We start from the raw sequence: 25,561 nt of genomic DNA on the forward strand, positions 1-25,561 counted from the left end.
GGTTCCGTCTTTTGAACTTTGCCGTTGCGTAAGGCTGGATTCCGTGCTATAATCAGTTCCAGATGTAAAAATATGATTCATAACAAGGGGAGCCTGTATACAGGCTGAGAGGAAATTGTGAATTTCGACCCATAACCTGATTTGGATAATGCCAACGTAGGGACATAAGCGTATGCCTGACTGACTGCCGTTATCCGGCGGTCTTTTTTTAATGGAAAAGGAGAAAATTTGTATGAAACAGACATCGGAAAGGCTGATGCCGGCTTTCTTCATTCTGGGCCTCCTGGTCCTCTGGGAGGGGGCGGTACGGATCTTTGGGATCCCCCTATATGTGCTGCCGTCGCCAGTCCAGGTGGCGGAAACCCTGGTACAGGAACTGCCTGTGCTGGCGCTGCATGCCCGGGTAACAGTGGCAGAAGCCCTGGCAGGCGTGGCCATTTCCCTGGTCCTGGCCCTGGCGCTGGGGGTCCTTATGGACTGCTTTCCAATGATCCGCCAGGGACTTTATCCGGTCCTGGTGGTGACACAGACGGTGCCCATGATCGTTCTGGCGCCAATTTTCATCATTTATATGGGCTTCGGCGCTGCTCCCAAGATCCTGACAGTGGTTTTAATGTGCTTTTTCCCGGTGGCGGTGAGCTTTTCCGATGGACTGAGCCAGGTGGATGCGGAATATGTGCATCTGGTCCGGTCCTACGGGGCAGGACAATGGAAAACCTATTGTCTGGTGAAGATCCCGGCGGCAGTGCCGGCGCTTCTTTCGGGACTTAAGGTGGCGGCCACATACAGCATCAGCGGAGCGGTGGTGGGAGAGTGGATCGGCTCCCAGGAAGGGCTGGGCTATTACCTTCTGCGGGTGAAAAACGGCTATATGCTGGATAAGGTGTTTGCCTGTGTGGCAGTGATCATTTTTTTAAGCCTGTGCATGAATGGACTCATCCGGCTGTACCAGTACCTGGGAATGCCGTATCTGAGAAAACAGCGGTAATATAGAACATAAAAACTGGAGGAGAAGACAATGAGAAAGATGAAAAGGAATCTTGCGGCTGCAGCGGCCTGTGCCCTGGCAGTATCCATGGTCCTGGGAGGCTGTGGAAAAAAAGGAGAAAGTGAGACAGCAGGGGGAGCTTCGGAAAAGGCGGAGCTGGAAGAGGTGACCGTGATCCTGGATTATGTGGCAAACACCAATCATACAGGCATGTATGTGGCCCTGGACCAGGGATATTATGAGGAAGAAGGACTGAAGGTGAATATTGTGGAACCGACAGAAGGGGCTACGGCTTCTCTGGTGGCTGTGGGAAAAGGCGATTTCGGGATCAGCTACCAGGAGGATGTGACCGTTGCCTTAACGTCCGAGGATCCGCTTCCCATTAAGGCCATCGCGGCAGTGATCCAGCATAATACCTCGGGCTTTGCGGCTTACAAAGATAAGGGGATCCATTCTCCAAAGGATTTTGAGGGGAAAACGTATGCAGGCTGGGGCGGCCCGGGAGAGGAAGCCGTATTAAAGGCGGTCATGACCCAGGCTGGAGCCGATTTTTCAAAGCTGAACCTGGTGATCTCCGATGGCTCTGGGTTTGAGGCCCTAAAGGATAAGGTGGATATCATGTGGTTCTACGAGGCGTGGGACAGTGTGAAATGTGAACTCAATGATTTCCCCATCAGCTATATGCCGGTACGGGATCTGGACGAGCGGCTGGATTATTATACGCCGGTGATCATTGCAGGGAATCAGGTCCTGGAGGAGAAGCCGGAGATGGTGAAGAAATTCCTGGCTGCCACCTCCAGGGGATATGGATTTGCCATGGAAAAACCGGAGGAGAGCGCAGAGATCCTTCATAAATATGCTCCGGATTATTCCCTGGAAATGCTCACCATGTCCCAGAAGTACCTGGCAGACAAATATGCGGAGGATGCGGACCGCTGGGGAGAGATGAAGGACCGGGTATGGGATAATTATACGGAATTTATGGTGGAGTACGGTGTCATCCAGGAGGCAATCCCGGCGGCTGAGTGCTATACCAATGAATTTCTTCCAGATAAGGAGTAAAGAAAATGATGAAGCTGGAGATTTCCGGCCTGTCTTTTTCCTATGGGGAAAGGCAGGTTCTGGAGGATATTTCCTTCGGCGTGGCAGAGGGAGAGTTTGTCAGCCTTCTGGGGCCGTCGGGCTGCGGAAAGTCTACGGTCCTGAAGCTTCTGACCGGGATCCTTTCGCCTGATCGCGGGAGGATCCTGGTGGATGGAGAAGAGATCCGGGGGCTTTCAAGTCATTTTGCCTATATGCCCCAGAACGATCTTCTGTTTCCCTGGAAGACCATCCTGGACAATGTGTGCCTGTACGGACGGATCCACGGCTCTCTGGAGGAAATGCGGGAGCGGGCCAGGGAATATTTTCCTGTATTTGGTCTGGAGGGGTATGAAGACAGCTATCCTGCCTCTCTTTCCGGCGGGATGCGCCAGCGGGCCGCCTTTTTGAGAACGGCCCTCTGCAGCGCGGACATCCTTCTTCTGGACGAGCCCTTTGGAGCCCTGGATGTGATCACCAGGGGAGAAATGCAGGACTGGCTCCTGGCCATGAGAAAGGAGCTGGGAAAAACGGTGGTCCTGGTGACCCATGATATGGATGAGGCCATCTATTTATCCGACCGGATCCTGATCCTGAACACGGCTCCGGCAGGGATCCACGGGGAGATTTCTGTCTGTGAGACCCAGAGGGACCGGGACTGGCTTTATGGACAGGGAGAGCTGCGCCGGGAGATCCATGGACGGATCATGGGAAAGGAGAGAAAGGGAAATGCTGCTTTGTGATGCCCATGCCCATCTGGGGAACGATACAGAATGGGAGGAGCGGACCGGAAAGGGGATCCTTTCCCTGATCTGCGCCACAGGGCCGGAGGAAGCCGGGAAGCTGTTTTCCAGGCTGGAATGGCTTAAGGGGAGAGCCGTGATCCCCACTGCCGGGCTCCATCCCTGGTATGCAGACCAGTATACGGTTCAGGATATGGAGCCATATATCCGGCGGTGCCCGGTGGTTGGCGAGATCGGTATGGACAGCGTCTGGTGCCAGGTGCCCCTTCCGATCCAGGAGCGGGTATTCAGAGAACAGCTGGCCATGGCCTGTTCCCTTAAAAAGCCGGTGGTCCTCCATACCAAAGGCCAGGAAAAGGCCATTGCCTCCATTCTGAAGGAGTATCCGAATCGGTATCTTGTACATTGGTATTCCTGTGAGGAATATCTGGAGGAGTATCTGGCTCTGGACTGCTACTTTTCTGTGGGACCGGATGCGTGGTGGAATCCCGCGGTGGCACAGGCGGCAAGGCGGGTCCCCAGGGACCGGATCCTGGTGGAAACGGACGGGCTGGGAGCGGTACAGTGGGCCTATGAGAACGGGCCAGAGGATGGGAAGCGGACGGCTCCGGGAACAGTTTCAGAAGCGCTGGAGAACACAGTCCGCACGATGGCAGAGATCAGAGCCGTGTCTTTGAAGGCCATGGAAGAGCTGGTTTTTGACAATCTGGTCTGTGGATTTCTGGGGGAGTTGTGTTGTCTTTGATTCTCTCATGTGCTACAATCAGAGTGTTCCAATCGTATACTGCTGCTGGAGGGGACTGCCATGAAAAACTCCGTAACCATAAAAGAGATGACTCGGGCGGAAGAGAATCATATGATCAGAACAAATGAAATCGTAACGCTTTATCATGGCTCAAAATCGGGAATCCGTGGGATTCTTGATGAACAGAAACTTACGGAGGATGATCGCAAAAAACTGAAGCAGGAGAGTGAAGCCAACCGTTCAAAGGGAATCGCAATGGCAGATGAGATCTGCCGGAAGTATCGTCGTGACGGCATGTTTTTTGACGAAATATTAAAAGCGGGTGAATAGAATGGAAAAACTTACACTTGAAAAGCGCCAGCTTTGTGATATACAAGGACGATTATTTGAACTTGCTCTGAAAGCTGGATATGATTGCCCATTTTTTATAGAAGCTTTTATGAATAGTAAAGTTGCGGCGGCCCTGGATGATGTTTATGACCGGATGCAGTGGGCAGGCGAGGAATATATTCTTGAGGAGCTGAATGACGAAGTTGGAGGACTTAAAAAGACGGGCATATCTTACTCTATGGAGGTAATGTACTGGAGCGGATATACGTACCGCTACTGGCATTATTATACAGGGGAGTGCAGTAATGAAATATATAAGGCCGCCGATGCGGAAACCATGAATGAATGCTGGCCTGGTTTCCATACGCTTGATGTTGAGATGGCCATTGATGATCTGAAAGAGATCTATGAACAAAAACGGGATAAAGAGTGTATATAAAATAAAAGCTGCCTGACCCTCCATATTACGGAGGAGCAGGCAGCTTTTATGATTCTGGAAACCGCTAGATCACTTCCGGAGACGGCTCCTTATACAGATCGTAAGGCGTCACCTGGTAAACGTAGAAGTTCAGCCAGTTGCAGTACAGGGTATTGGCCATATTTCTCCAGGTCAAGGGAGGGATGGAGAAGGGATCGTCATGGTCGTAATAATTCCTGGGAAGAGCTGGATCCAGTCCGCGGTTCAGATCCCTGTGATACTCGGCGTTTAAGGTCATGCGGTCGTATTCGGGATGGCCCTGGACGAAGATCTGGCTTCCGTCCCGGTTCATCACAAGAAAGACTCCGGCTTCCTCGGAGCGGGCAAGGATCTTAAGTTCCGGGTGCTTCAGGATATCCTCCTCCCGGACCTCAGTGTATCGGGAATGGGGGCAGTGAAAGGTATCGTCAAAGCTCCGCATCAGGGGGACCTTCCGGTCCAGAGTCCTGTGGGTGTAGATGCCCGACAGCTTTTCCTCCCTTTTATATTTGGGGATCCCATAGTGGTAGTAAAGCCCAGCCTGGGCGCCCCAGCACAGGTGCATGGTGGAGGTCACATGGGACCGGCTCCATTCCATGACTGTCTTTAATTCCTCCCAGTAATTGACCTCCTCATATTCCATCAGCTCCACCGGCGCTCCGGTAATGATCATACCGTCGAAGCGGCGGTTTTTTACATCCTGGAAGGTCACATAAAATTTATTTAAGTGGCTGGCGGAGGTGTGGGTGGATTCGTGGGTGGACATGATCATATACGTACATTCCACCTGTAAGGGGGTGTTGGATAAGGCCCTTAAAAGCTGGGTCTCTGTGTCCTCCTTTAAGGGCATCAGATTCAGGATCAGGATCTCCAGAGGACGGATATCCTGACTGGAGGCCCTGGCCTCATCCATGATAAATACATTTTCGCTTTCCAGTATGGCCCGCGCGGGCAGATCGTTCTGAATTTTAATGGGCATGGTCGTCTTCCTCGGTCATCTTAAGAAAATCTTCCTCTGAGAGAATGGGGATCCCCAGCTCTCTGGCTTTCTTATTTTTTGCTGAATTTGATGTCACATCGTTGTTGATCAGGTAGCTGGTTTTGGAAGTCACAGAGCCCGTGGCCTTTCCTCCCAGGGCCTCGATCCGTTCCTGGAGGGCCTTCCGGTTGGCAAAATGGGTCACAGAGCCTGTGATCACGAAGGTTTTTCCTGCCAGAGGCCCGTCCGCTGCCTCCTCCGGGCCGTCCTCCAGGGTCAGTTCCTTTAAAAGCCGGTCCAGGCTTTCATTGTTTTTCTGATCCTTAAAGTATCCCACCCAGGCGTCTGCCAGGACGGCTCCGATGCCGTCGATGGCACATAGCTCCTCAGCGTCGGCCCTGCGCATGGCGTCCAGGTCAAAGCGGAAATGACGGCAGATCATTTTGGCGTTGGCCAGGCCGATGCCTGCGATGCCCAGGCCGTAGATCAGCCGCGGGAGCGTGGTATGGGAGGCGTTTTCTGCGGCCTGTACCAGGTTTTCATAGGATTTTTCCCCGAAGCCCTCCATGGTGACAATGGCGTCCCGGTGATGGTCCAGATGGAAGATATCGGCAAATTCGTGGATGAACCCGGCGGCAATGAATTTTTCCAGGGTCATTTCTGAAAGGCCGTCGATATTTAAAGCATCCCGGCTGACGAAAAGATCGAAGGCCTTGATCTTTTTGGCCTGGCAGTCCGGGTTGGTACAGTACAGGGATTTTATATCATTGACACTGCGGATCTCTGTTGCCCCTCCGCAGACGGGACAGTGGGCGGGGATATCCCTGACGCCGCTGCGGGTCAGGTTATCGGCGATCTGGGGGATGATCATATTGGCCTTATAAACGGTGATCCGGTCTCCGGCTCCCAGCTCCAGCCCCTCCATGATACTGAGGTTGTGGACACTGGCCCGGCTTACGGTGGTCCCCTCCAGCTCCACTGGCTGGAATACGGCCACCGGATTGATAAGTCCCGTCCGGGAGGCGCTCCATTCAATATAGGAGAGGGTGGTCTCCTGGAGCTCGTCCGCCCACTTAAAGGCAATGGAGTCTCTGGGGAATTTGGCGGTGCGGCCCAGGGATGCGCCGTAGGCGATATCGTCATAGAGAAGCACCAGGCCGTCGGAGGGGATGTCGTTGTCCCCGATCCGGCGGCTGAAATCTTCTACTGCCGCCTCCAGGGTCTCCGGGGTCACCTCCACAAACTCCACAGTCTCAAAGCCCATGGAAGCCAGCCATAAAAACTGCTCCTTCCGGGAGTTCTTAAAATCCACGCCATCGGCCTGTACCAGGGAAAAGGCCATGAAACGGACGTTCCGGCTGGCGGTGACGGCGCTGTTTAACTGACGGACAGAGCCGCTGCACAGATTCCGGGGATTTTTATACCTGGCGTCTGCGTCTGCGATGGAGGCGTTGAGTTTTTCAAAATCTGGATAGGTGATGACGGCTTCCCCCCGCAGGATCAGCCGTTCCTTGTACGGGATGGACATGGGAAGGTTCACAAAGGTCCTGGCGTTTCCGGTGATCACCTCCCCGATCTCGCCATTGCCTCTGGTAACTGCCTTGGATAAGACACCGTTTTCGTAAGTGAGCACCACGGTGAGGCCGTCCATTTTCCAGGAAAGGAGGCCTGTCTGGTTTCCCAGCCATTCTTTTAACTCATCCACACTCTTTGTCTTATTAAGGGAAAGCATGGGCTTTTCATGACGCTCCCTGGGGAGCTCGCTTAAGACCTCATAGCCTACCTTCTGGGTAGGGCTTCCGGCAAAAACTGTGCCAGTCTCCTCCTCCAGCCTCAAGAGCTCGTCGTACAGCCGGTCATACTCCAGGTTGCTCATCAGCTCCCGGCTTTCCTGGTAATAGGCTCTGGACGCTTCAGAAAGGACACCGGCCAGCTCCTTCATCCGTTTTAACCGATCATCCATTTCGGTCCCTCCTTTCCTGTCTGGCAGCCGGCCTCCTGGCGGGATCCGCGGGTCTTCTGGTCATGCTGGCCGGTTTCCCGGCCATGGCTGCCTGCATGGGAAGATTGGTGGAGTCCTTCACCAGGCGGCGGATCTCCGCCACCTCTGCCTCCGTCAGCTCCCGGTACTGGCCCCGTTCCAGTCCGCCCAGGGTGATGTTCATGATCCGCACCCGCTTTAAGTGCTTTACATGGAAATCCAGGGCCCGGCACATACGGCGGATCTGCCGGTTTAGGCCCTGGGTCAGTATGATATGGAAGGTATAGGGGCCGGTCTTCCAGGCCTTGCAGGGCTTTGTCTTTACGGCCAGGTCTTCGATCCATACGCCTTCGCGCATTTTCTGGAGAAATTCCTCTGTCACCGGATGGTTGACAGCTACGGCATACTCTTTTTCATGGTTATTCCCGCCCCGGAGGATCTTATTCACAATGTCCCCCTGGTTTGTCATTAAGAGGAGTCCTTCGGAGTCCTTGTCCAGACGGCCCACCGGGTAGATCCGCTGGGGATAATTTAAAAATTCCACGATATTTTCAGCCTGGTCCTTGTCAGAGGTGGTACACACGATCCCCCTGGGCTTGTTGACCGCCAGGAATACAGGCTTGTCCTTTCCGCCTACGGTCTTTCCGTCACAGACCACAGTCTGGCCGGGAGCTACCTTCATGCCCATGGACGCAGTCTGGCCGTCCACCAGCACCTTTCCGGCTTCAATGAGACGGTCTGCCTCCCGCCGGGAGCAGACTCCGGCGTCACTGAGATATTTATTAAGACGAATGGCTTCCTCCATTGATGATCCTCCTTTTTCTGATTCATAAGTGCTGTATCCTGCTGTGATCCCATGGCCTGGGATGGAAAACGCCCCGCCGCCTGGGACGGGCCTGCCGGACCCGCCGTTTCCGGCGCAGGGCGTGAAAGGCTTAGACAGGATCATTGGTAATGAACATGGCGTCGCCAAAGCTGAAGAAACGATACCGCTCTTTTATGGCTTCCTGGTATGCGTTTAAGATGTGCTCCCGTCCGGCCAGGGCGGAGACCAGCATCACCAGGGTCGATTCCGGAAGGTGGAAATTGGTGATCAGGCAGTCCAGGATCTTAAAACGGTATCCCGGGTAGATGAAGATATCGGTCCAGCCGCTTCCGGCCTTTAAGATCCCGTCCTCACCGGTGGCAGACTCCAGGGTACGGCAGCTGGTGGTGCCCACACAGATCACGCGGCCGCCGTTTTTCTTCGTGTCGTTGATCTTTTTTGCCTCTTCCTCCTCTACCACATAAAACTCCGAATGCATGTGGTGCTCCTCGATGGTGTCCACCTTTACGGGCCGGAAGGTTCCCAGACCCACATGGAGGGTCACATGGGCAATGGTGACGCCCATATCCTGGATCTCCTGAAGGAGCTCCTGGGTAAAGTGGAGACCGGCAGTGGGAGCGGCTGCAGAGCCGTCGTGCTTTGCATAGACCGTCTGATAGCGGCTTTTATCCTTTAACTGGTGGGTGATGTAGGGCGGCAGGGGCATCTGTCCCAGCTGGTCCAGGATCTCCTCAAAGATCCCGTCGTATTCAAACTGGATCAGGCGGTTGCCCTCGTCCACAATGCCCACGACCGTTCCCTTTAAAAGGCCGTCTCCGAAGGAGACCTCTGCGCCCTCCTTCATCTTTTTCCCCGGCTTTACCAGCGTCTCCCAGACATTGTCGCTTTTTCTCTTTAATAGCAGGACCTCGATCTTTGCGTCGGTTCCCACCTTATGGCCGATGAGACGGGCCGGGATCACCTTTGTGTCATTGATGACAAGACAGTCTCCCTTTTTTAAATACTGCCTGATATCCCGGAAATGCCGGTGGCTGATATTTCCCGTTTCCTTATTTAATACAAGGAGCCTGGATGCAGCCCGGTCCTCTAAAGGATCCTGGGCGATCAGCTCCTGGGGTAATTCAAAATTGAAATCTGTTACATTCATGGTATGCACCTTCTCCCGTAAAAAATCGCTCTGCCTCATTGTACCAGAATGAAAAACGAAAAGCAAGAAAAGGAAAGAAAACTTATGCGGCTGCCGGATTTGACAAAACCCGCTTCATGGCGTATGATATTTTTTAGTATGGGCGTATGCCCTCTGGGCTTGTACAACGATGAAAAAAGGAGAGGCTGCTATGATCCAGGATATTGGAGAACACAGGTTTGACCTGTCCTTCCGCCAGCCGGAGGCCAGGGACGAAGATTACGTATTATATATGAAGAGCAATAAAACGCTCTTAAGAAAAGCAGAGGATGGAAATTATGAGATCCCCAGATTTTCAGATTTCCCCATGGAAAAGGTGCGGCTGAAAATGAAGGCGTATTATCTGTTTGCCATCGACGGAACGGGGTATTATTATGTGCGGGAAATGCTCCAGGGAGAAGAGGACGGGTATGAATTCTGTCCTACCCCGGTGTTCCGGAAAATGACGCCCATGTACCAGGCCTTTGCCGGGATCACAGCCACCCAGCTCCACCGGTGGAAGGAGAGCCGGAGGTTCTGCGGCCGCTGCGGCCATGAGACCGAGGACAGTAAAACGGAGCGGGCGGTGGTCTGCCCCTTCTGCGGCCAGACGGAATACCCCAAGATCTGCCCGGCTGTGATCGTGGCCATTACAGACGGAGACAGGATCATCCTGTCCAGATACCGGGTCAGCAATAACCCGTACCGGGGCTATGCGCTGATCGCCGGTTTTGTGGAGATCGGAGAGACCTTTGAGGATACAGTGCGCCGGGAGGTCATGGAAGAAGTGGGGCTGAAGGTAAAAAATATCCGTTACTATAAGAGCCAGCCCTGGGCTTTTTCCGATACGGAGATGATCGGATTTTTCGCAGAGCTGGACGGAGACGATACCATCCGTCTCCAGGAGGACGAGCTTTCGGAGGCAGGATGGTACCACAGAGACCAGGTGCCGGACGAGACCATGTTAAACAGCATCGGAAGCGAACTGAAGATGGTCTTTAAGTACGGCAGCATGGAAAAATTTTATGAAGCCACCGGTATCAGGCCTGGGGAGTAGAGCAGAAGGCCAGAAACTCTCTTAAGGTCTGGGACTGGTCCTGGGGCGGGCAGGCAAAGCCGATGACCCGCCTTGGGATCGGCGCATCCAGCGGGACCTCCATGAGGGTCCCGTTTTTCAGATCGTCGGAGACAAAATCCAGGATCACGCAGGCGATGCCCAGACCGATGCGGGCGAATTCGATCAGGAGGGCCATGTCGGTCACCTCCAGAAGCTGGTTTACCTCGATGTCCCGGTCAGACAGGTAGGTATCCAGGTGCTTCCTGCTCATGTTGCTGCGGTCCAGGAGCATGATATTTCCCGTTTTGAAGATATCCGGGGCCGGTCCCTCCCGCAGGGTCAGGTTTTCCATATAGGCGGGGGTACAGACGAAGCCGTCGTGGATCTCCATGACAGGAGTGAAATTCAATCCTCTTCTGGCCCTGGGCTCTGCCACCAGTCCGATGTCGATCTTCCGGGCCTCCAGCATCTCCAGGGTATGGGCGGTGGACTGGCTTTCGATGGTGATGTTCACATGGGGATATTTTTCCACAAAGCTCTTTAAATAAGGTAAGAGAACGTATTTGCACAGGGTATTGCTGACGCCGATCTTTAACTGGCCGATGTGGAAATCATGGATCCGCTTTAATTCCTTTTCCCCACGGCTTAAGGAATCAAAGGCAGCGGCCACATGCTGGAAGAGCACGTTTCCCTCGGGGGTGAGCTGGACGCCCCGGGAATTTCTGAGAAAAAGCCGGGTCCCCAGGCTTTCCTCCAGCTTTCCAATGGCCTTGCTGATGGCCGGCTGGCTGATATACAGTTCTTTTGCAGCCCGGGAGATATTGCCGCACCGGGCCACTTCATAAAATATACGGTATTGAGACAGATGCTGCTCCATATTTATAACTCCATTTCATATTTAACATTCATATTATGTATTTCTATTATAGTGAATCCCATGCTAAAATGTCAACAGGCAGTTCCAAACGAGAGGAGAGATTCCAGATGGGAATGACAATGACGCAAAAAATCCTGGCCGCCCATGCGGGGCTTCCAGAGGTAAAGGCAGGCCAGCTGATCGAGGCAGGGCTGGATCTGGTGCTGGGAAATGATATCACATCTCCCGTGGCCATCAATGAAATGAAGAAAATGAAGGACCAGACTGTTTTTGATAAGGAAAAGATCGCCCTGGTCATGGATCATTTTATCCCCAATAAAGATATAAAATCGGCAGAAAACTGCAAATGCTGCCGGGATTTTGCCAATGTTCACGGGATCACCAACTATTTTGACGTGGGAGACATGGGCATCGAGCATGCACTCCTGCCGGAAAAGGGACTGGTGACTGCCGGGGATGCGGTGATCGGCGCCGATTCCCATACGTGTACCTATGGAGCCCTGGGAGCCTTCTCCACCGGAGTGGGGAGTACTGACATGGCGGCTGGCATGGTCACGGGAAAGGCCTGGTTTAAAGTGCCGTCTGCCTTAAAATTCGTCCTTACGGGAAAGCCCTCCAAATGGGTCAGCGGAAAAGACGTGATCCTCCATATCATCGGTATGATCGGAGTGGACGGCGCTCTTTATAAATCCATGGAGTTCACCGGGGACGGCGTGAAGCATCTGACCATGGACGACCGGCTCACCATCTGCAACATGGCCATCGAGGCAGGAGGAAAGAACGGGATCTTCCCGGTGGATGAGACGACGGTCCAGTATATCAAAGAACACGGAGACCGGCCGTATACTGTATACGAGGCCGATGAGGACGCGGTTTATGACGCGGTGTATACCATCGACCTGGCTGCATTAAAGCCCACTGTGGCCTTCCCCCATCTTCCGGAGAACACAAAGGAAATGGGAAACTTTGAAGAGGTGAAGATCGACCAGGTGGTCATCGGCTCCTGTACCAACGGCCGGATCCAGGATATCCGTCAGGCGGCAGAGATCTTAAAGGGGCGGAAGGTGGCAAAAAATGTCCGCTGCATCGTGATCCCGGCCACCCAGTCCATTTACCTCCAGGCCATGCGGGAAGGTCTTTTAGAGATCTTTATCGAAGCCGGCGCTGTGGTGAGCACTCCCACCTGCGGCCCCTGTCTGGGCGGCTATATGGGCGTTCTGGCAGCGGGAGAGCGGTGTGTTTCCACCACCAACCGGAACTTTGTGGGACGTATGGGCCATGTGGAGTCGGAGGTGTACCTGGCAGGTCCCGCAGTGGCGGCGGCCAGCGCGGTAACTGGAAGGATCTCTGCCCCGTGGGAGCTTGGTTTATAGGAGGGATGCAGCATGCAGGCAGAAGGAAGAGTATTTAAATATGGAGACAACGTGGATACGGATGTGATCATCCCGGCCCGGTATTTAAACGCCACCACCGGAGAGGAGCTGGCGAAGCATTGCATGGAGGACATCGATAAGGAGTTTATCCATAAGGTACAGCCTGGGGACATCATCGTGGCGGAGAAAAATTTCGGCTGCGGCTCCTCCAGGGAGCACGCGCCGTTAGCCATCAAGTGCGCCGGCGTCAGCTGTGTCATTGCCGAGACCTTTGCCAGGATCTTTTACCGCAATGCCATCAATATCGGCCTTCCCATCATCGAGTGTCCGGAAGCCGCTGCGGCCATCCGGGACGGCGACCAGGTGGAGGTGGATTTTGACCGCGGGATCATCCACAACAGGACGAAGGATGAGTCCTACGAGGGACAGGCGTTCCCTCCGTTCATGCAGAAGATCATTGCCGCCGGAGGCCTTGTGAATTATATCAACGCCGGAGCGGAATAGGAATATAAAAAGACAGAAAAAGGCCGGACGGCCCGCCGCAGGAGAGATCCCGCAGCGGGCCGTCCGGCACGTTACGCCTGCACCGGGCGGGCGCTTACGGAGCTGAAAAATACAGATGCCTGGCTGTTTTCTTCCATCTGGGCCGTAAGGGCCTGGGAGACGGAGCGGAGCACTGAAAGATGGACGGCCAGGGATAAGTGATCCACGGTCTCCGTGTGTTCCTTTGTGCACCCGTCCACGCCGCCGGCCTCCACCACCCGGTGGAGCAGCTCGGCCTCCTGGGATTCGGTGGGAAGGAGATACAGGCCGGCCTGCAGGGAAAGAAGGGCCGCGATCCCCCAGCTCCACCAGTTGGATACGCCGCTGGCCAGGGTGATATCTGCCGCCTCGCTGGCACAGATCAGCTTTCCGCAGGGAACATGGGCCTCGATCTCATGGCGGTAGGTGCCCATGCCCATTTCATTGCCGCCGTCACCGATGGAGATGGTCTCTGCCCCGAAGGCGCGGGCTTCGGACAGGAACAGGGCAGAGTCGGTGATCATGTCGTCGATGGTCTCGCCGCGCATGTTGTGGTAGTGACCGTCCAGAGCCTTTCCAGGCCGCTCCAGGCTGATAAAATGGGTGGGACGGAAGAAGCGGATGCAGTCTCTTATGAAGTCCCCGGATGCGTCCTCAGGGATCATGGAAAGGGCCGCCTTGGGAGCCCGGTAGGAGAGGGCTTCCTCCAGGAGATGGTAGGAGGCCCGGTCTGTGACCACCAGGACCTGGGCTCCGGCCTGGGTAAAGGCAAAGGCCAGGTTGGCGGTGCCGGAGGGGCCGTCGGTCTCTCCGATACAGCCGCCGTCCTCCATGCGGACGGGAAAGCCCGTTAAAAGGATGACACGGGCGGCATGTCTTAAGGATTCGGCTGCTTTTTTGATGGGATTTTCCGGAAGGGACGCAAGAAGGCCCCGGCCTCCCATGTCCTGCTTCATGATCGCATCCAGCTGGTGATAGAAATTCATTTTTTGATCCTCCATGGAAAATTCGCGGATACGCAGGATCCGGCCCTTAAGGGCAATAAAAAAAGACCCACGTATCCCGTTGAGATTCATGGCTCTTACTTAAGGAGGGAGCATCCGGGCAGGAGTCCCTTTAAATAAAAGAATCGTTATCTGTTAAGACCATCTTAGCCTATAACGGGGGAAAAGTCAAGGCTTCCGGGATTTACAAAGGCAGCAGGTTTATAGTAAAATGAGGAGGGGAATACGGCTCCGGGAAACGGATGGAGCCGGAAGAAAACGGAAAAAAGGGGGAGCAGAACGGTGTATGCAGAAAATACGGTCCTGGTGGTAGGCCAGGCCAAGCCCAGCCGGGAGGACGCCATTTATAATCTTCATGGGGAATTTTACATCAGCCTGGTGGTGGAAAGGGACACGGGAAGGATCCTGGACGTGGACTGCAATACGATCCTTTCAGTCACAAAGAACTTTGTGGCGTCCATGTTCGTGGGGAAAAACCTGAGGACTGATACAGAAGTTTTGGAGAGGGAGATAAAGGAACGGTACTTTGCCCTGACCCAGAAGCCTCTGATCGCCTGTATGAAGGATGCCCATAACCGGTACATGATGGCCTGCCAGGGGCCGCGTCAGGGCGGCCGGTGAGCCGGGATGGATCAGACTGGCCTTCTCCCTGGCGGGAAAGACCACCGGAGAGTTTTCTGGCCGCCGGTCCAGGGCCGGGGCATCCGGCTTTTACGGCCAGAACATCGGATCATAGAGATTCCTTCAGCAGCTCATCTACGGTATTACGAAAATCATAAAACAGATCCAGATACCTTCCAATGATGGTCATACAGGCGCTTTTAATGATCGCTCCATCATAATCATGGGCCAGCTCATTCCTGGTCCGGAGCATTTCCAGCCATGTGTCGTCGCTGATCAGCTTTGCCTGGAATGCTTTTTTCAGCACTTCTTTTGGGGAGCCTGTCACAAAATCTGTGATCTCATAGTAGCCTACGATGATATCCTTCATCACCTTCCAGGCCAGATTCATGGCAATGCTGAATTTTGCCGTTGTGCCGCTGAGGACAAAGGAATCGCTCATATCTCTCTGCCTTGCCTCTGCAAGTGCATCCAGGGAACGTTTAAAGCTTTCATATCTCTTATAAAATCTTTCTTCCATATTTTCTGATATCCTCCATTAACAGTTCGTTTGCACAGGTATCCATGTTTACAACATCGATGGAATACAGGGTAGGAATGTCGTCGATCTCATCCCTGCACCGGTCGAAGTCCCTGCATCCGGAGATCGCAATGTCGATATCGCTTCGTTCAGCAGCGGTTCCCTTTGCCCTGGAACCGAATAAGACCACCTCTCTGGCCTGGTATCTACGGCCGATCTTCACGATTTCCTGTAATATTTCTGCAACCGTCATAAGACCACCCCTCTCTTCCACATGGCTTTATATATGCCCGGAGCCATGTCTGGACCTGTCTTTTATGCCCTGTCTCATGATGGATATTATACAATATACAGAGCCTTCGATACAATACCTAATAAAAATACGATGGGTCCAGGGCCGGGGCATCCGGCTTTTTACGGCCAGAAATGCCGGATTCACGCCCGGAGCGCAGGCGGCATATTCTGATAGAAACAGAAGATGTTCAGAGGTGGTCCATGATTCCCAAGCTGGAAGTCAGTCATTTATGCTATTCCTACCATACGATGGAGGGGGAGACGGAGGCTCTTTCCGATCTGTCCTTTCAGGTGCAGACAGGAGAATTTCTGGCAGTGGTGGGGCCGTCGGGCTGTGGGAAATCCACACTGCTGTCCCTGATCTGCGGCCTTTTAAAGCCGGATTCCGGCAGGATCCTTCTGGATGGCCAGCCGGTTTTGGAAGGAGATACCAGGATCGGCTACATGCTCCAGAAGGATCATCTTTTTGAGTGGAGGACGATACGCTCCAATGCCTGTCTGGGGCTGGAGATCCAGAAAAAGATGGATCCAGACCATGAAAAAAAGGTGGAAGAGCTTCTTAAGGCTTATGGCCTTGGAAACTTTGCCGAAGCCAGGCCCTCGGAGCTTTCCGGCGGCATGCGCCAGCGGGCGGCCCTCATACGGACCCTGGCCCTGGAGCCGGATCTTTTGCTGTTAGACGAACCATTTTCGGCCCTGGACTACCAGACCAGGCTCACGGTCTGCGACGATATCAGCACCATCATCCGCAGCCGGAAAAAGACGGCAGTTCTTATTACACACGATCTTTCAGAGGCTGTGAGCGCAGCGGACCGGATCCTTATCCTGACCCGCCGCCCCGGCCGTATCAAAGATACCATTTCTATTACGTTTCCCAAAGAAGCGGATAGTCCATTGAAAAGAAGAAATTTTCCGGAATTTTCCGTTTATTTTAATGAGGTGTGGAAGATTCTGAAAGAATAGGAACGATCCCAGTGATTTGGAGGTGTCTCATGAAAACGCATGAAACCCTGGCCCAGCAGGAATTTGTGGCAAGACAGCTGCGCCGCCGCCAGATGGTGGTCCTGGCCCGGCTCTTTCTTTTCCTTTCGGTCCTGGTCCTCTGGGAGGCCTGCGCCAGGACCGGTGTGATCAATGCTTTTATTTTCAGCTCTCCATCCCGCATCGTCCGCTGTTTTTTCTCCATGGTGCTGGATGGAAGCATTTTTTTACACACCGGAGTCACCATCCTGGAGACTCTGGTGAGTTTTTTCTTTGTAACTGCGGTGGGGATCCTTGGGGCCGTGGCCCTCTGGTCCAGTAAAAGCCTGGCAGAGATCCTGGATCCCTATCTGGTGATGTTAAACAGCCTCCCCAAATCGGCCCTGGCCCCGATCCTCATTGTCTGGCTGGGGAGCAGCATGAGGACTATTGTGGCGGCCGCCGTTTCGGTGGCCGTATTCGGCTCTATTTTAACGCTCCACAACGGATTTATGTCCATGGACCCGGACCAGGCCCGTCTGATCCGATCCCTGGGGGGAGGGAAGAGGGAGATCCTGTTTAAGGTCCTTCTTCCCGGATCTGTCCCTCTGATCATCAGCAATATGAAGGTAAACGTGGGGCTCTGCCTGGTGGGAGTGATCATCGGAGAGTTTCTGGCGGCCCGGCTTGGGCTGGGATATCTGATCATTTATGGGAGCCAGGTATTTAAACTGGACCTGGTACTCATGTCCATTGTGATCCTCTGTATCCTGGCAGCCCTTATGTACCAGGGGATCGCCCTGGCGGAGCGGCGGGCAGAAAGATAAAAGATCAGCCCCGGCGGCACCCGTTCTGTGAAGAATGGGCCCGCCGGGGTTTTGACAGTCTGTCTGCCAGCACATGTTTCCAACAGGTATAAATCCAGAATGTTTCTGAGTAAATAGTGGGAGAACTGTATATTAAAGGCGGATGGTATCGAATCATTGATATCGACGGTTGAAAACACCATGTGCTAAGCCGCATGTATGATGGCTTGGAAGATGTTAGTTCGTCACCGTCCTTTCGGTTGCAGCTATAAGAAAGCCGGGGGTATTTTTTGTAAATGAATGGAGTCAGCAGAGTTCTCAAAAATCAAGTGAAAAGCGGATTTCTTTGATTCCTCAATGTGCAGCACCATTTTCTCTGCGGCTTTCTCCCAATTCCCCTGGAGGCAAGGGACGATGATGGCAAGATGCTCCCGGAAGGTTTCTTCCAGGCGATTATTGGAAACATTTCCCGTCATGTATCGGAGTCTGGTATCCTGGGCGTGAATGAGGCGGTAGGACCGGTGTATATAGATGTTAGGACAGGTTTCAATAATCATTAAGTGGAAACGGGAATCCAGATCGTAAAAATAGTCATTGTTCTGAAAACATTCAGTATCTGAATTTTTGTGTGAGAAAATATGATAAAACTCGGTTAGTGATTCCTGGGGGAGAAGGGTCCCGTAATTCAGGAGAGCATAAGGCTCATAAAGCAGTCTCATTTCATATATCATATTTATTTCTCTGACAGAAAGTGGTGTAACCATAATTCCACGCTTGGATCGGATCTGAATCAGGCCCTCCTGTTCCAGGCGGCTTAGAGCGTCCCGGACCGGGGTCCGGCTTAGATTCATATCTTCAGTTAACATCTCTTCGTTTAAAAAAGCGCCTGGTGCATATTCGCAGGTAATGATTTTCTGGCGGATATGGTGATAGGCCAATGTCTTTAAATTGGTTTTTGGCATATGTTTTTACTTCCCTGTGTGTTGTATACGATAAAATCTTAGCATATTTTTGAGGTGGTTGCAATATTTTGGCGGAGAAAATCGAGTTTTAGTCAAAATTGATAAAAAATTATAATAAAATTCTATAATCATACACAAAAATATGGTTAGTACACATATTTGCATTGACATAATGTCGTAATATGTCTATAATCTGATATATACAACAATGAATACAAGATGAAATATATCAGACAAAATAAAGGGTAAAGAGTGAAGCAGGAAAGGAGAAATTATATGGCAACAGCGAAGTGTCTGGAAGGCTTAGAACCAAAGCGTGTATTTGAAGTATTCAGTGAATTGAGCGAGATTCCCCATGGTTCAAAAAACGAGAAGGCGATCAGTGATTATATCTACACATTCTGTAAAAAACTGGGGCTGGAAACCTATCAGGATAAAACCAATAATCTTATTATTAAGAAACCAGCTACTTCTGGATATGAAAATGCTCCTACTGTAGTCCTTCAGGCTCATTTGGATATGGTCTGTGAAAAAAATGCCGATACAGTTCATGATTTCAAAAAGGATCCTATTCGGATTATGCGGGATGGGGATCGTATTTATGCAGATGGAACTACGTTAGGCGCAGATAATGCCACGGGTCTTGCTTTTGCTATGTGTGTTCTGGAATCAAAGGAGATTCCCCATCCAGCATTAGAGGTTGTTTTTACTGCTGATGAGGAAGCAGGAATGAGTGGGATAAAAGCTCTTGATTTTTCCAGAATAAAAGGAAGAGTGATTCTTAACCTGGATTGCAGTGATGAAGGAATCGTAGTGGGTTGCGCGGGGTCCTCTGTGGTCCGGATGAAATTGAAAGCAGCTAGAGGGCCATTGAAAGATAGTATGGTGTGTATGAAATTAAAGATTCGCGGTTTGAAAGGCGGGCACAGTGGATTGGATATCACGAAGGAAAGGGGAAACGCCAATGTGATTATAACAAGAATTCTTGTGGACGCAGAAAATGAACTGGGAGCTCAGCTTTCATGGATTTCCGGTGGACTTCAGACCAATGCAATTTGTCGCGAGGCTGAAGCTGTTGTGGCTGTCGAGGAAAAAAAGAGGAATGAATGGAAAGTACTCATTGAGAGATGGGAAAATATATTAAAAAAGGAATTTAAGGTAAGTGATCCGGAAGTTACAGTTATTTCTGAGGAAGTAGGAAATGCAGACGATTGCTTTGATCAGGCAGGAACGGAGAGAGTGCTTGACTTTTTGATGAATATTGATAGTGGATTAATTGCAATGAACATGGAAGTTCCTGGTGTTGCAGAAACAAGTGGCAATGTTGGGACCATATCAACAGAAGGGGAGGAGATTACTGTCCGGGTTAATTATCGAAGTGGTTTGGAAAGTAAGAAGCGGTACATAGTGGAAAAGAATAGGCGTCTTGCAAGGGCTTTCGGTGCGGATTTTTTAGTGGAATCTGATTCTCCAGAGTGGGAGTACAAAGCTGATAACCGTTTAAGCAGTTTGGTTCAGAAAGTTTTTGAAAAACGATATGGAAAGAAAATGGTAGTAGAGGTATCTCATGGTGGAAATGAATGTGGAACATTTTTTAAACAGTTTCCAGATGCAGATATCGTATGCTCCGGCACACAGATTACCGGAGCCCATACGCCAAAAGAAAGCGTTATGGTGAGTACTATCCAGAAGGAATGGGAAATGCTTTGCCTCACTTTAAAGGAAATGCTTGAATATTAAAACAATGAAATGGGGTTCCATTTTCATAGGAATAAAATAATTTAATGTATAATTAAAAGGAGGAAAAACAATGAGAAAGAGGTTGGCAGTAATGTTGGCGGCAGTAATGGCGGTATCTCTGGCAGGCTGTGGAAGCACTCCGAAAGAAAGCAGTACAGAGGCAGCTGGAGCTTCGGAAACTCAGGCAGAGAGCGTAGCGACAGAAGGAGAGGAGAATTTTAAAATTGGTATTTTAACTTCTACCGTATCCCAGGCAGAGGAGGAATACCGGGCCGCAGAGTCTGTGAAGGAAAAATATGGAGACCGTATTATCCACCAGACTTTTCCGGATAAAGCGTCCAGTGAACAGGAGACCACTATTTCAATCGCTCTTTCCATGGCAGCAGATCCTGATGTAAAAGCAATTATCTGTAATACGGCGATGGAAGGTACGGCAGCTGCAATGGAAAAGGTACGGGAAAAGCGGCCAGACATTTTGCTTCTGGCAGGCGTACCCAATGAGGCACCAGATGTGATCTGTGCTGCAGCGGATTTAGTATTTCATCCAGATGTGGCAGAGATGGGTACTATGGTGGCAGAGGCCGCAGCAGAAATGGGAGCAACAACAGTAGTCCACTACTCTTTCCCGCGCCATATGGCTCAGCCACTAAATATTGCAAGACATGATAATATGAAGGCAAAGTGTGAGGAGCTGGGACTGACTTTTGTTGATGGAACTTCTCCAGATCCCCAGGGTGACGCAGGAATTGCTGCAACACAGCAGTATATATTAGAGGATGTGCCGCGTAAGGTGGCAGAGTATGGCGAGAATACGGCTTTCTTTGGAACTAATGCAGGGCAGCAGGAACCTATGTGTAAAGCTGTTTTTGAGTCCAAAGCAATTTATCCCCTTCCAGATAATCCAAGCGTTTTTTACGCTTTCCCGGGGGCTTTAGGGATTGAAGTTCCAGAAGATAAAAAGGGCGACGTTTCCTTCATGCAGGAGCAGATCAGCACAAAGCTTGCAGAGAATGATATGAGCGGCCGGATGGGCGCATGGAGCGCACCGATGCACACTATGTTCATTGAAGGGGCAGTAGAATATGCAATGGAATATTGCAACGGCGAGTTTACGGAACGGGCAGATCTGGATAAATTTACAGAAATTTTTTCCGAATTTGCAGGCGGAGATGTCAGTGTACGCAAATATACTGATATTGAAACAGGAACCAGCTATGATAATTTCTTTGTCGTATTAGGAAAGTTCATTCAGCTGTAAAAAGAAAATGGGAAAGGGATTAGACGCCGCTAAACTGCGGCATCTAATCTTTTCCTTGCTACAATGGAAAATAACAAAATAGAAAGAGGGGTAAATATGTCCAGTCAGGCTCTCCTTCATTTTAAAAATATAAAAAAAAGTTTTTCTGGAAATGTGGTATTGGATGGGGTCAATTTTGAGATTTATCCGGGACAGGTGGTAGCTCTTGCCGGTGAAAACGGTGCGGGAAAATCCACTCTGATGAATATTCTCTTTGGAATGAGCGTGATTCACGACACCGGAGGATATGAAGGAGAGATTATCTTTGAAGGAAAAAATGTGCAGATCCAATCTCCCCAGGAAGCGATGGCTTTGGGGATCGGGATGGTCCATCAGGAATTTATGCTGCTTCCAGGATTTACTGTTGCGAGAAATATTAAATTAAATCGTGAAAACCTGGTTCCATCCGTGGTCAGCAGGATTGCTGGAAAGAATTACGAATTATTGGATCAGGGAGCTATTATTGGCGATGCGAAAAAGGCTCTTAAACGTTTGGGAATGGAGATAAATCCCCAGACGACCGTGGATAAACTTCCTGTAGGCCATATGCAGTTTGTGGAGATTGCCAGAGAAATCGATAAAAAAAATTTGAAACTTCTTGTGCTTGATGAACCGACAGCAGTTCTTACAGAAAGCGAAGCAGAACGTTTTTTGGAGTGTATCAGAAAGGTTGCCGATGAGGGGATTGCGGTAATATTTATCAGCCATCGATTAGACGAGGTTATGGAACTGGCAGATTCTGTAGTGATTTTAAGAGATGGGCAGATGGTATTTTCTGAAAAAACAGCCAATACCAATAAACATGAAATTGCTGAGTTAATGGTGGGACGAAAGCTGGAGGCAGAAAGTCTCATTAATGTAAATAGAAACCTTCCTGAAGATTATATTTTGGAGGTATCCCATTTCAAGGTAAATATGCCTGGCGAAAAGAGTAAGGACGTTTCTTTTCGTGTGAAAAGGGGAGAGATCTTTGGAATCGGTGGGCTTGCAGGCCATGGAAAAACCAGTATTTCCAATGGAATCTTTGGTATGTATCCAGCCACAGGGACAGTAACCTATGAGGGAAAGCAACTTCAATATGGAAGAGTTGGTGAAGCTCTTAAAAAGGGAATGGCTTTTGTGTCAGAGGATAGAAAGGGTGTAGGGCTTCTTTTAGAGGAACCGATTTCTTTAAATATGGTCTATACAGACATGCGGGTTAATCGGCACTTTTTAAAGAAGTATGTTTTCTTCAGTCAGTTCGACAGCCAAAGCTCTGGTCAGATTGTCGATGAGATGATTCGAGAGCTGGATATCCGTTGTACTGGACCAGAACAACCGGTAGGACGGCTTTCGGGGGGAAATCAGCAAAAGGTATGTGTTGCGAGAGCATTAATCACAAAACCAAAGATTTTGTTTGTATCGGAGCCTACCAGAGGTATTGATATTGGAGCTAAGCAGATTCTTTTAAATTATCTGGTAAAAATTAATAAGGAATTGGGAATTACAATCGTAATGACTTCCAGTGAATTGAATGAATTACGGTCTGTTTGTGACCGGATTGCGATTATTGGCCAGGGAATTGTTCAGGGAATATTGAAGCCAGATTCTCCCAATGTAGACTTTGCACTTTTGATGTCGGGAGAAGGAAAGGAGAACAGCAATGACAGGAATAAAGAATAAAATAAGTGCCTTTGGATTTCCAAGACTGATTATCATGGCTTTTCTTGGTCTTTTGATTGTTCTGATGTTTCTTATGGACATTCCGGCTCCCCTTACCTTTTCTCAGTGTATTGTACGAGTGGGAATCAATATGGTTTTAGGACTGGCAATGGTGCCGGGAATCATGGCGGGAACAGGGATGAACTTTGCTCTTCCATTGGGAATAGAATGTGGGCTTTTGGCAGGTATGATCAGCTTGCAGTTTGATATGACGGGAGTGGGCGGTATCTTTGCAGCCATGGTCATTTCTATCCCATTCAGCATTTTGGCTGGTCTTGCGTATAGCCAGTTGATTAACCGGGTAAAAGGCAGTGAGATGATGGTATCCACCTATGTGGGATTTTCTGTGGTTGCATTAATGTGTATTGGCTGGCTGATTCTTCCATTTAACCATCCGTCGATTGTGTGGCCCATCGGAGATGGACTCCGTACAACGATTACATTGGAGAAGTGGTATGACAGGGCTCTAAATAACTTATGGGCGTTTTCTGTTGCAGGAGTAGAGATACCAGTAGGATTGATCCTGGTAATCTCGGTGTTCAGTTTCCTTGTATGGTTATTTATGAGAAGCCGTCTTGGGCTCATGATGAAAGCAGTGGGATCAAATCCAGAATTTGCGAAGGCCAATGGTATTCATGTGGATTCCATGAGAACACTGGCAACGGTTATTTCTACAATTCTAGGTGGAATTGGAATTATCATTTATGCTCAGGGCTTTGGATTCTATCAGCTGTATAATGCGCCTCTTATGATGGCATTTCCAGCTATTGCAGCAGTTTTAATTGGTGGGGCAACACCAAGCCGGGTTACAGTCTTCCATGTGGTCTTTGGAACGATTATGTTCCAGAGCATGTTAGCAATCGCAACACCAGTCGCCAACAGCTTGATTCCGGAGGGGAATTTATCGGAGGTTGTGCGGACCATTGTAAGCAACGGGATCATTTTGTATGCCTTATCCCGGATGCAGGGAGGGAAACGCTGATGGAACATAGTGAGAAAACAAATTTTACAGGATTATTAAAAAAGATTCTGGTTAATAACGCGGTTACCATACTTTTTGTTGTGATCTGTATTGCCGGGATTGTCCTGGCGGATCAGCCCATGCCCTATGTGGTAGGAGAGATTTCTTCCAGACTGTTTCGGAATCTGATATTGATCTTGGCACTGTTGGTTCCAGTCTGGGCCGGAATGGGAATGAATTTCAGTATTGTCCTGGGAGCTATGGCGGCACAGATCGGAATTATGGTTTCTATGAATTTTTCTGTAACAGGGGTAGTCGGACTCGTTTTGGCTTTTATAGTCAGTGTTCCGCTCTCACTGTTTTTTGGAAATCTGACAGGACGCTTATTTAATCATACAAAAGGGCAGGAAATGATTACGGGTATGATTTTAGGATTCTTTGCAAAAGGAGTATATGATCTTGTTTTTATGTTTTTATGTGGACCAGTTATTCCGGTAAAGAATCAGACGCTTTTATTGCCTAACGGGATCGGGCTTACGACTCCCATCAACCTGGATGGAGAGACAAAGGGAGCGATGAATAAGCTGTGGACGATTTCTCTTGAAAAAGCTCTTTATATAATTTTGATTCTTGCCACAGTTTTTTTTGTGGGACAGTTAATTTTTAAGATGAAGAAGGAGAAGATCGACTGGAAAAAGCAGTATAAACTTTATATTGCAGTGTTCTCTCTTGTAGGATATCATATTCTTTTGACAGTTTCTGAAACAGTACGGTTTGCTTTGAATTTTACTGATGTACCAGTGGTTACAGGCCTTCTGATCGGGGCGGTGGGACTTGCCATTAATTTTCTTTCAAGGACAAAATTGGGGAGTGACATTCATGCAGTAGGCCAAAGTCAGACCATCGCTGTTTCTATGGGTATTCCGGCAGATAAGATCCGTATTATGGCAATTATGATTTCAACCTTGCTGGCGGCTTTAGGGCAGCTGGTTTTTATCCAGGATATTGGAAATTTTACTACCTATACAGCGCATGAAAATGTAGGTACTTTTTCCATTGCTGCTTTACTGGTGGGAGGCGCGTCCATCAAGAAAGCCAACATTGGTCATGCGATTCTTGGTGCATTGCTGTTCCATACGATGTTTATCATATCTCCGCTTGCGGGAAAGAATCTGTTTGACAATGCACAGCTAGGAGAATACTTCCGTGTGTTCGTATGCTATGCTGTTATTGCGGTGGCTTTGGCACTGCATGCGTGGAAACAGATTATGGCAAAGAAAGCAGAAGATAACTAAAAGGCAGCAGCTTTTGAAGCGGTATCGACTAAAAAAGTAAAACAGGGTAGCTTTCATGCAGGAGGAAAAAGACGGGTGAGAAGCAATTGCTTTTTGCCCGTCTTTTTTTAGTTATACAGTAAGAATTATGTTTTGAGGATACAAATATTGTGTATCCTATGATTAAGCTAGTGTTTATCAGCCAGTATATGACAGTTATTGAAACAACTATATACGGGGACAGTATGTACTGTGGTGTTGGAAGACTGAATTTTTCCACCGTCCCTAACTCAATTTT

At 50.1% G+C, this 25,561-nt stretch carries 26 protein-coding genes and 1 riboswitch; of the genes, 17 read left to right on the top strand and 9 right to left on the bottom strand.

What is annotated here, in order from left to right; translation table 11 throughout:
• Positions 1-75: 75 nt before the first annotated feature.
• Positions 76-180, top strand: a riboswitch (TPP riboswitch).
• A 52-nt stretch (positions 181-232) separates the two neighbouring features.
• Genes ACI6NM_RS00005 through ACI6NM_RS00030 form a run of 6 tightly spaced genes read left to right on the top strand, consistent with a single transcriptional unit; the run spans position 233 to position 4,325 of the window.
• On the top strand, positions 233-988 hold the full coding sequence (locus tag ACI6NM_RS00005; RefSeq protein ID WP_262426915.1) for an ABC transporter permease: 756 nt from the start codon (positions 233-235) through the stop codon (positions 986-988).
• 30 nt (positions 989-1,018) lie between these two features.
• A complete protein-coding gene (locus ACI6NM_RS00010; protein WP_262426916.1) occupies positions 1,019-2,050 on the top strand; it encodes an ABC transporter substrate-binding protein in 1,032 nt (343 codons plus the stop codon).
• A 5-nt stretch (positions 2,051-2,055) separates the two neighbouring features.
• Entirely contained in the window at positions 2,056-2,811 is a 756-nt protein-coding gene (locus ACI6NM_RS00015; protein ID WP_262426917.1) for an ABC transporter ATP-binding protein, read from the top strand.
• Entirely contained in the window at positions 2,798-3,556 is a 759-nt protein-coding gene (locus ACI6NM_RS00020) for a TatD family hydrolase (protein ID WP_262426918.1), read from the top strand. The genes ACI6NM_RS00015 and ACI6NM_RS00020 overlap by 14 nt, the downstream gene beginning before the upstream one ends.
• Before the next feature lie 60 nt (positions 3,557-3,616).
• Complete coding sequence (locus tag ACI6NM_RS00025) at positions 3,617-3,886, top strand: hypothetical protein (protein WP_022273948.1); 270 nt, start codon at positions 3,617-3,619, stop codon at positions 3,884-3,886.
• 1 nt (position 3,887) lies between these two features.
• Positions 3,888-4,325, top strand: coding sequence for a hypothetical protein (locus ACI6NM_RS00030; protein WP_158359972.1), 438 nt, complete (start codon positions 3,888-3,890; stop codon positions 4,323-4,325).
• Positions 4,326-4,389: 64 nt separating this feature from the next.
• Here ACI6NM_RS00030 and metA read toward each other — a convergent pair whose 3' ends face one another.
• The 4 genes from metA to queA all read right to left on the bottom strand — a co-directional run bounded on the left by metA (position 4,390) and on the right by queA (position 9,276).
• The gene (metA, locus tag ACI6NM_RS00035) at positions 4,390-5,322 is read right to left on the bottom strand and encodes a homoserine O-acetyltransferase MetA (protein ID WP_158359970.1); all 933 of its coding nucleotides are present in this window, start codon (positions 5,320-5,322) and stop codon (positions 4,390-4,392) included.
• Positions 5,312-7,285 carry an NAD-dependent DNA ligase LigA gene (gene ligA / locus ACI6NM_RS00040; RefSeq protein ID WP_262426919.1) on the bottom strand — a complete coding sequence of 658 codons (1,974 nt, stop codon included), beginning with the start codon at positions 7,283-7,285 and terminating at the stop codon, positions 5,312-5,314. Before ligA ends, metA begins: the two co-directional genes overlap by 11 nt.
• Positions 7,278-8,108 carry a pseudouridine synthase gene (locus ACI6NM_RS00045; RefSeq protein ID WP_262426920.1) on the bottom strand — a complete coding sequence of 277 codons (831 nt, stop codon included), beginning with the start codon at positions 8,106-8,108 and terminating at the stop codon, positions 7,278-7,280. The genes ligA and ACI6NM_RS00045 overlap by 8 nt, the downstream gene beginning before the upstream one ends.
• A 130-nt stretch (positions 8,109-8,238) precedes the next feature.
• Complete coding sequence (queA, locus tag ACI6NM_RS00050; RefSeq protein WP_262426921.1) at positions 8,239-9,276, bottom strand: tRNA preQ1(34) S-adenosylmethionine ribosyltransferase-isomerase QueA; 1,038 nt, start codon at positions 9,274-9,276, stop codon at positions 8,239-8,241.
• A 190-nt stretch (positions 9,277-9,466) separates the two neighbouring features.
• On the opposite strand from queA, the gene nudC reads away from it, so the two are divergent.
• Positions 9,467-10,351, top strand: coding sequence for an NAD(+) diphosphatase (nudC, locus tag ACI6NM_RS00055; RefSeq protein ID WP_262426922.1), 885 nt, complete (start codon positions 9,467-9,469; stop codon positions 10,349-10,351).
• On the opposite strand, the gene ACI6NM_RS00060 is transcribed toward nudC, so the two are convergent.
• Positions 10,335-11,228 carry a LysR family transcriptional regulator gene (locus ACI6NM_RS00060; RefSeq protein ID WP_215653143.1) on the bottom strand — a complete coding sequence of 298 codons (894 nt, stop codon included), beginning with the start codon at positions 11,226-11,228 and terminating at the stop codon, positions 10,335-10,337. The genes nudC and ACI6NM_RS00060 overlap by 17 nt on opposite strands.
• 107 nt (positions 11,229-11,335) lie before the next feature.
• On the opposite strand from ACI6NM_RS00060, the gene leuC reads away from it, so the two are divergent.
• On the top strand, positions 11,336-12,601 hold the full coding sequence (leuC, locus tag ACI6NM_RS00065) for a 3-isopropylmalate dehydratase large subunit (protein WP_262426923.1): 1,266 nt from the start codon (positions 11,336-11,338) through the stop codon (positions 12,599-12,601).
• 12 nt (positions 12,602-12,613) lie between these two features.
• Complete coding sequence (gene leuD, locus ACI6NM_RS00070; protein WP_022273957.1) at positions 12,614-13,105, top strand: 3-isopropylmalate dehydratase small subunit; 492 nt, start codon at positions 12,614-12,616, stop codon at positions 13,103-13,105.
• 71 nt (positions 13,106-13,176) lie between these two features.
• On the opposite strand, the gene ACI6NM_RS00075 is transcribed toward leuD, so the two are convergent.
• Entirely contained in the window at positions 13,177-14,109 is a 933-nt protein-coding gene (locus ACI6NM_RS00075; protein WP_262426924.1) for a DUF4392 domain-containing protein, read from the bottom strand.
• Between the two features lie 300 nt (positions 14,110-14,409).
• On the opposite strand from ACI6NM_RS00075, the gene ACI6NM_RS00080 reads away from it, so the two are divergent.
• A complete protein-coding gene (locus ACI6NM_RS00080) occupies positions 14,410-14,748 on the top strand; it encodes a DUF3870 domain-containing protein (RefSeq protein ID WP_158359961.1) in 339 nt (112 codons plus the stop codon).
• Positions 14,749-14,857: 109 nt separating this feature from the next.
• Here the strand turns inward: ACI6NM_RS00080 and ACI6NM_RS00085 are convergent, their stop codons facing one another.
• Together ACI6NM_RS00085 and ACI6NM_RS00090 are read right to left on the bottom strand one after the other, a co-directional pair.
• On the bottom strand, positions 14,858-15,268 hold the full coding sequence (locus tag ACI6NM_RS00085) for an HI0074 family nucleotidyltransferase substrate-binding subunit (protein ID WP_262426925.1): 411 nt from the start codon (positions 15,266-15,268) through the stop codon (positions 14,858-14,860).
• On the bottom strand, positions 15,249-15,521 hold the full coding sequence (locus tag ACI6NM_RS00090; RefSeq protein WP_022272173.1) for a nucleotidyltransferase domain-containing protein: 273 nt from the start codon (positions 15,519-15,521) through the stop codon (positions 15,249-15,251). The genes ACI6NM_RS00085 and ACI6NM_RS00090 overlap by 20 nt, the downstream gene beginning before the upstream one ends.
• Before the next feature lie 242 nt (positions 15,522-15,763).
• Here ACI6NM_RS00090 and ACI6NM_RS00095 point away from each other — a divergent pair, with 242 nt between their 5' ends.
• Both ACI6NM_RS00095 and ACI6NM_RS00100 read left to right on the top strand, forming a co-directional pair.
• On the top strand, positions 15,764-16,525 hold the full coding sequence (locus ACI6NM_RS00095) for an ABC transporter ATP-binding protein (protein ID WP_022272172.1): 762 nt from the start codon (positions 15,764-15,766) through the stop codon (positions 16,523-16,525).
• A gap of 29 nt (positions 16,526-16,554) precedes the next feature.
• Positions 16,555-17,349, top strand: a complete 795-nt coding sequence (locus tag ACI6NM_RS00100; RefSeq protein ID WP_262426926.1) for an ABC transporter permease — start codon at positions 16,555-16,557, stop codon at positions 17,347-17,349.
• Positions 17,350-17,594: 245 nt separating this feature from the next.
• Here ACI6NM_RS00100 and ACI6NM_RS00105 read toward each other — a convergent pair whose 3' ends face one another.
• Entirely contained in the window at positions 17,595-18,290 is a 696-nt protein-coding gene (locus ACI6NM_RS00105; RefSeq protein ID WP_262426927.1) for a GntR family transcriptional regulator, read from the bottom strand.
• Between the two features lie 276 nt (positions 18,291-18,566).
• On the opposite strand from ACI6NM_RS00105, the gene pepD reads away from it, so the two are divergent.
• The 5 genes from pepD (at position 18,567) to ACI6NM_RS00130 (ending at position 25,284) form a co-directional block, all read left to right on the top strand.
• Positions 18,567-20,030 (top strand): beta-Ala-His dipeptidase, encoded by a 1,464-nt coding sequence (gene pepD, locus ACI6NM_RS00110; protein WP_022272160.1) that lies wholly within the window; start codon positions 18,567-18,569, stop codon positions 20,028-20,030.
• Positions 20,031-20,100: 70 nt separating this feature from the next.
• On the top strand, positions 20,101-21,288 hold the full coding sequence (locus ACI6NM_RS00115) for a DUF3798 domain-containing protein (RefSeq protein WP_158359950.1): 1,188 nt from the start codon (positions 20,101-20,103) through the stop codon (positions 21,286-21,288).
• 96 nt (positions 21,289-21,384) lie between these two features.
• Positions 21,385-22,989 carry a sugar ABC transporter ATP-binding protein gene (locus tag ACI6NM_RS00120; protein ID WP_022272162.1) on the top strand — a complete coding sequence of 535 codons (1,605 nt, stop codon included), beginning with the start codon at positions 21,385-21,387 and terminating at the stop codon, positions 22,987-22,989.
• Positions 22,970-24,010, top strand: a complete 1,041-nt coding sequence (locus ACI6NM_RS00125; protein ID WP_158359946.1) for an ABC transporter permease subunit — start codon at positions 22,970-22,972, stop codon at positions 24,008-24,010. The genes ACI6NM_RS00120 and ACI6NM_RS00125 overlap by 20 nt, the downstream gene beginning before the upstream one ends.
• The gene (locus tag ACI6NM_RS00130) at positions 24,010-25,284 is read left to right on the top strand and encodes an ABC transporter permease subunit (protein ID WP_022272164.1); all 1,275 of its coding nucleotides are present in this window, start codon (positions 24,010-24,012) and stop codon (positions 25,282-25,284) included. The genes ACI6NM_RS00125 and ACI6NM_RS00130 overlap by 1 nt, the downstream gene beginning before the upstream one ends.
• The last annotated feature ends 277 nt before the right edge of the window (positions 25,285-25,561 follow it).

Source organism: Pilosibacter sp. YYHA0881 (assembly GCF_051602715.1).
Taxonomy (GTDB): domain Bacteria; phylum Bacillota; class Clostridia; order Lachnospirales; family Lachnospiraceae; genus Alitiscatomonas; species Alitiscatomonas aceti.

Excerpts from the sequence above, each read along its gene's own strand:
- ACI6NM_RS00005 (WP_262426915.1), top strand. The coding sequence starts at position 233 with ATGAAACAGACATCGGAAAGGCTGATGCCGGCTTTCTTCATTCTGGGC.
- ACI6NM_RS00010 (WP_262426916.1), top strand. The coding sequence starts at position 1,019 with ATGAGAAAGATGAAAAGGAATCTTGCGGCTGCAGCGGCCTGTGCCCTG.
- ACI6NM_RS00015 (WP_262426917.1), top strand. The coding sequence starts at position 2,056 with ATGATGAAGCTGGAGATTTCCGGCCTGTCTTTTTCCTATGGGGAAAGG.
- ACI6NM_RS00020 (WP_262426918.1), top strand. The coding sequence starts at position 2,798 with ATGCTGCTTTGTGATGCCCATGCCCATCTGGGGAACGATACAGAATGG.
- ACI6NM_RS00025 (WP_022273948.1), top strand. The coding sequence starts at position 3,617 with ATGAAAAACTCCGTAACCATAAAAGAGATGACTCGGGCGGAAGAGAAT.
- ACI6NM_RS00030 (WP_158359972.1), top strand. The coding sequence starts at position 3,888 with ATGGAAAAACTTACACTTGAAAAGCGCCAGCTTTGTGATATACAAGGA.
- metA (WP_158359970.1), bottom strand. The coding sequence starts at position 5,322 with ATGCCCATTAAAATTCAGAACGATCTGCCCGCGCGGGCCATACTGGAA.
- ligA (WP_262426919.1), bottom strand. The coding sequence starts at position 7,285 with ATGGATGATCGGTTAAAACGGATGAAGGAGCTGGCCGGTGTCCTTTCT.
- ACI6NM_RS00045 (WP_262426920.1), bottom strand. The coding sequence starts at position 8,108 with ATGGAGGAAGCCATTCGTCTTAATAAATATCTCAGTGACGCCGGAGTC.
- queA (WP_262426921.1), bottom strand. The coding sequence starts at position 9,276 with ATGAATGTAACAGATTTCAATTTTGAATTACCCCAGGAGCTGATCGCC.
- nudC (WP_262426922.1), top strand. The coding sequence starts at position 9,467 with ATGATCCAGGATATTGGAGAACACAGGTTTGACCTGTCCTTCCGCCAG.
- ACI6NM_RS00060 (WP_215653143.1), bottom strand. The coding sequence starts at position 11,228 with ATGGAGCAGCATCTGTCTCAATACCGTATATTTTATGAAGTGGCCCGG.
- leuC (WP_262426923.1), top strand. The coding sequence starts at position 11,336 with ATGGGAATGACAATGACGCAAAAAATCCTGGCCGCCCATGCGGGGCTT.
- leuD (WP_022273957.1), top strand. The coding sequence starts at position 12,614 with ATGCAGGCAGAAGGAAGAGTATTTAAATATGGAGACAACGTGGATACG.
- ACI6NM_RS00075 (WP_262426924.1), bottom strand. The coding sequence starts at position 14,109 with ATGAATTTCTATCACCAGCTGGATGCGATCATGAAGCAGGACATGGGA.
- ACI6NM_RS00085 (WP_262426925.1), bottom strand. The coding sequence starts at position 15,268 with ATGGAAGAAAGATTTTATAAGAGATATGAAAGCTTTAAACGTTCCCTG.
- ACI6NM_RS00090 (WP_022272173.1), bottom strand. The coding sequence starts at position 15,521 with ATGACGGTTGCAGAAATATTACAGGAAATCGTGAAGATCGGCCGTAGA.
- ACI6NM_RS00095 (WP_022272172.1), top strand. The coding sequence starts at position 15,764 with ATGATTCCCAAGCTGGAAGTCAGTCATTTATGCTATTCCTACCATACG.
- ACI6NM_RS00100 (WP_262426926.1), top strand. The coding sequence starts at position 16,555 with ATGAAAACGCATGAAACCCTGGCCCAGCAGGAATTTGTGGCAAGACAG.
- ACI6NM_RS00105 (WP_262426927.1), bottom strand. The coding sequence starts at position 18,290 with ATGCCAAAAACCAATTTAAAGACATTGGCCTATCACCATATCCGCCAG.
- pepD (WP_022272160.1), top strand. The coding sequence starts at position 18,567 with ATGGCAACAGCGAAGTGTCTGGAAGGCTTAGAACCAAAGCGTGTATTT.
- ACI6NM_RS00115 (WP_158359950.1), top strand. The coding sequence starts at position 20,101 with ATGAGAAAGAGGTTGGCAGTAATGTTGGCGGCAGTAATGGCGGTATCT.
- ACI6NM_RS00120 (WP_022272162.1), top strand. The coding sequence starts at position 21,385 with ATGTCCAGTCAGGCTCTCCTTCATTTTAAAAATATAAAAAAAAGTTTT.
- ACI6NM_RS00125 (WP_158359946.1), top strand. The coding sequence starts at position 22,970 with ATGACAGGAATAAAGAATAAAATAAGTGCCTTTGGATTTCCAAGACTG.
- ACI6NM_RS00130 (WP_022272164.1), top strand. The coding sequence starts at position 24,010 with ATGGAACATAGTGAGAAAACAAATTTTACAGGATTATTAAAAAAGATT.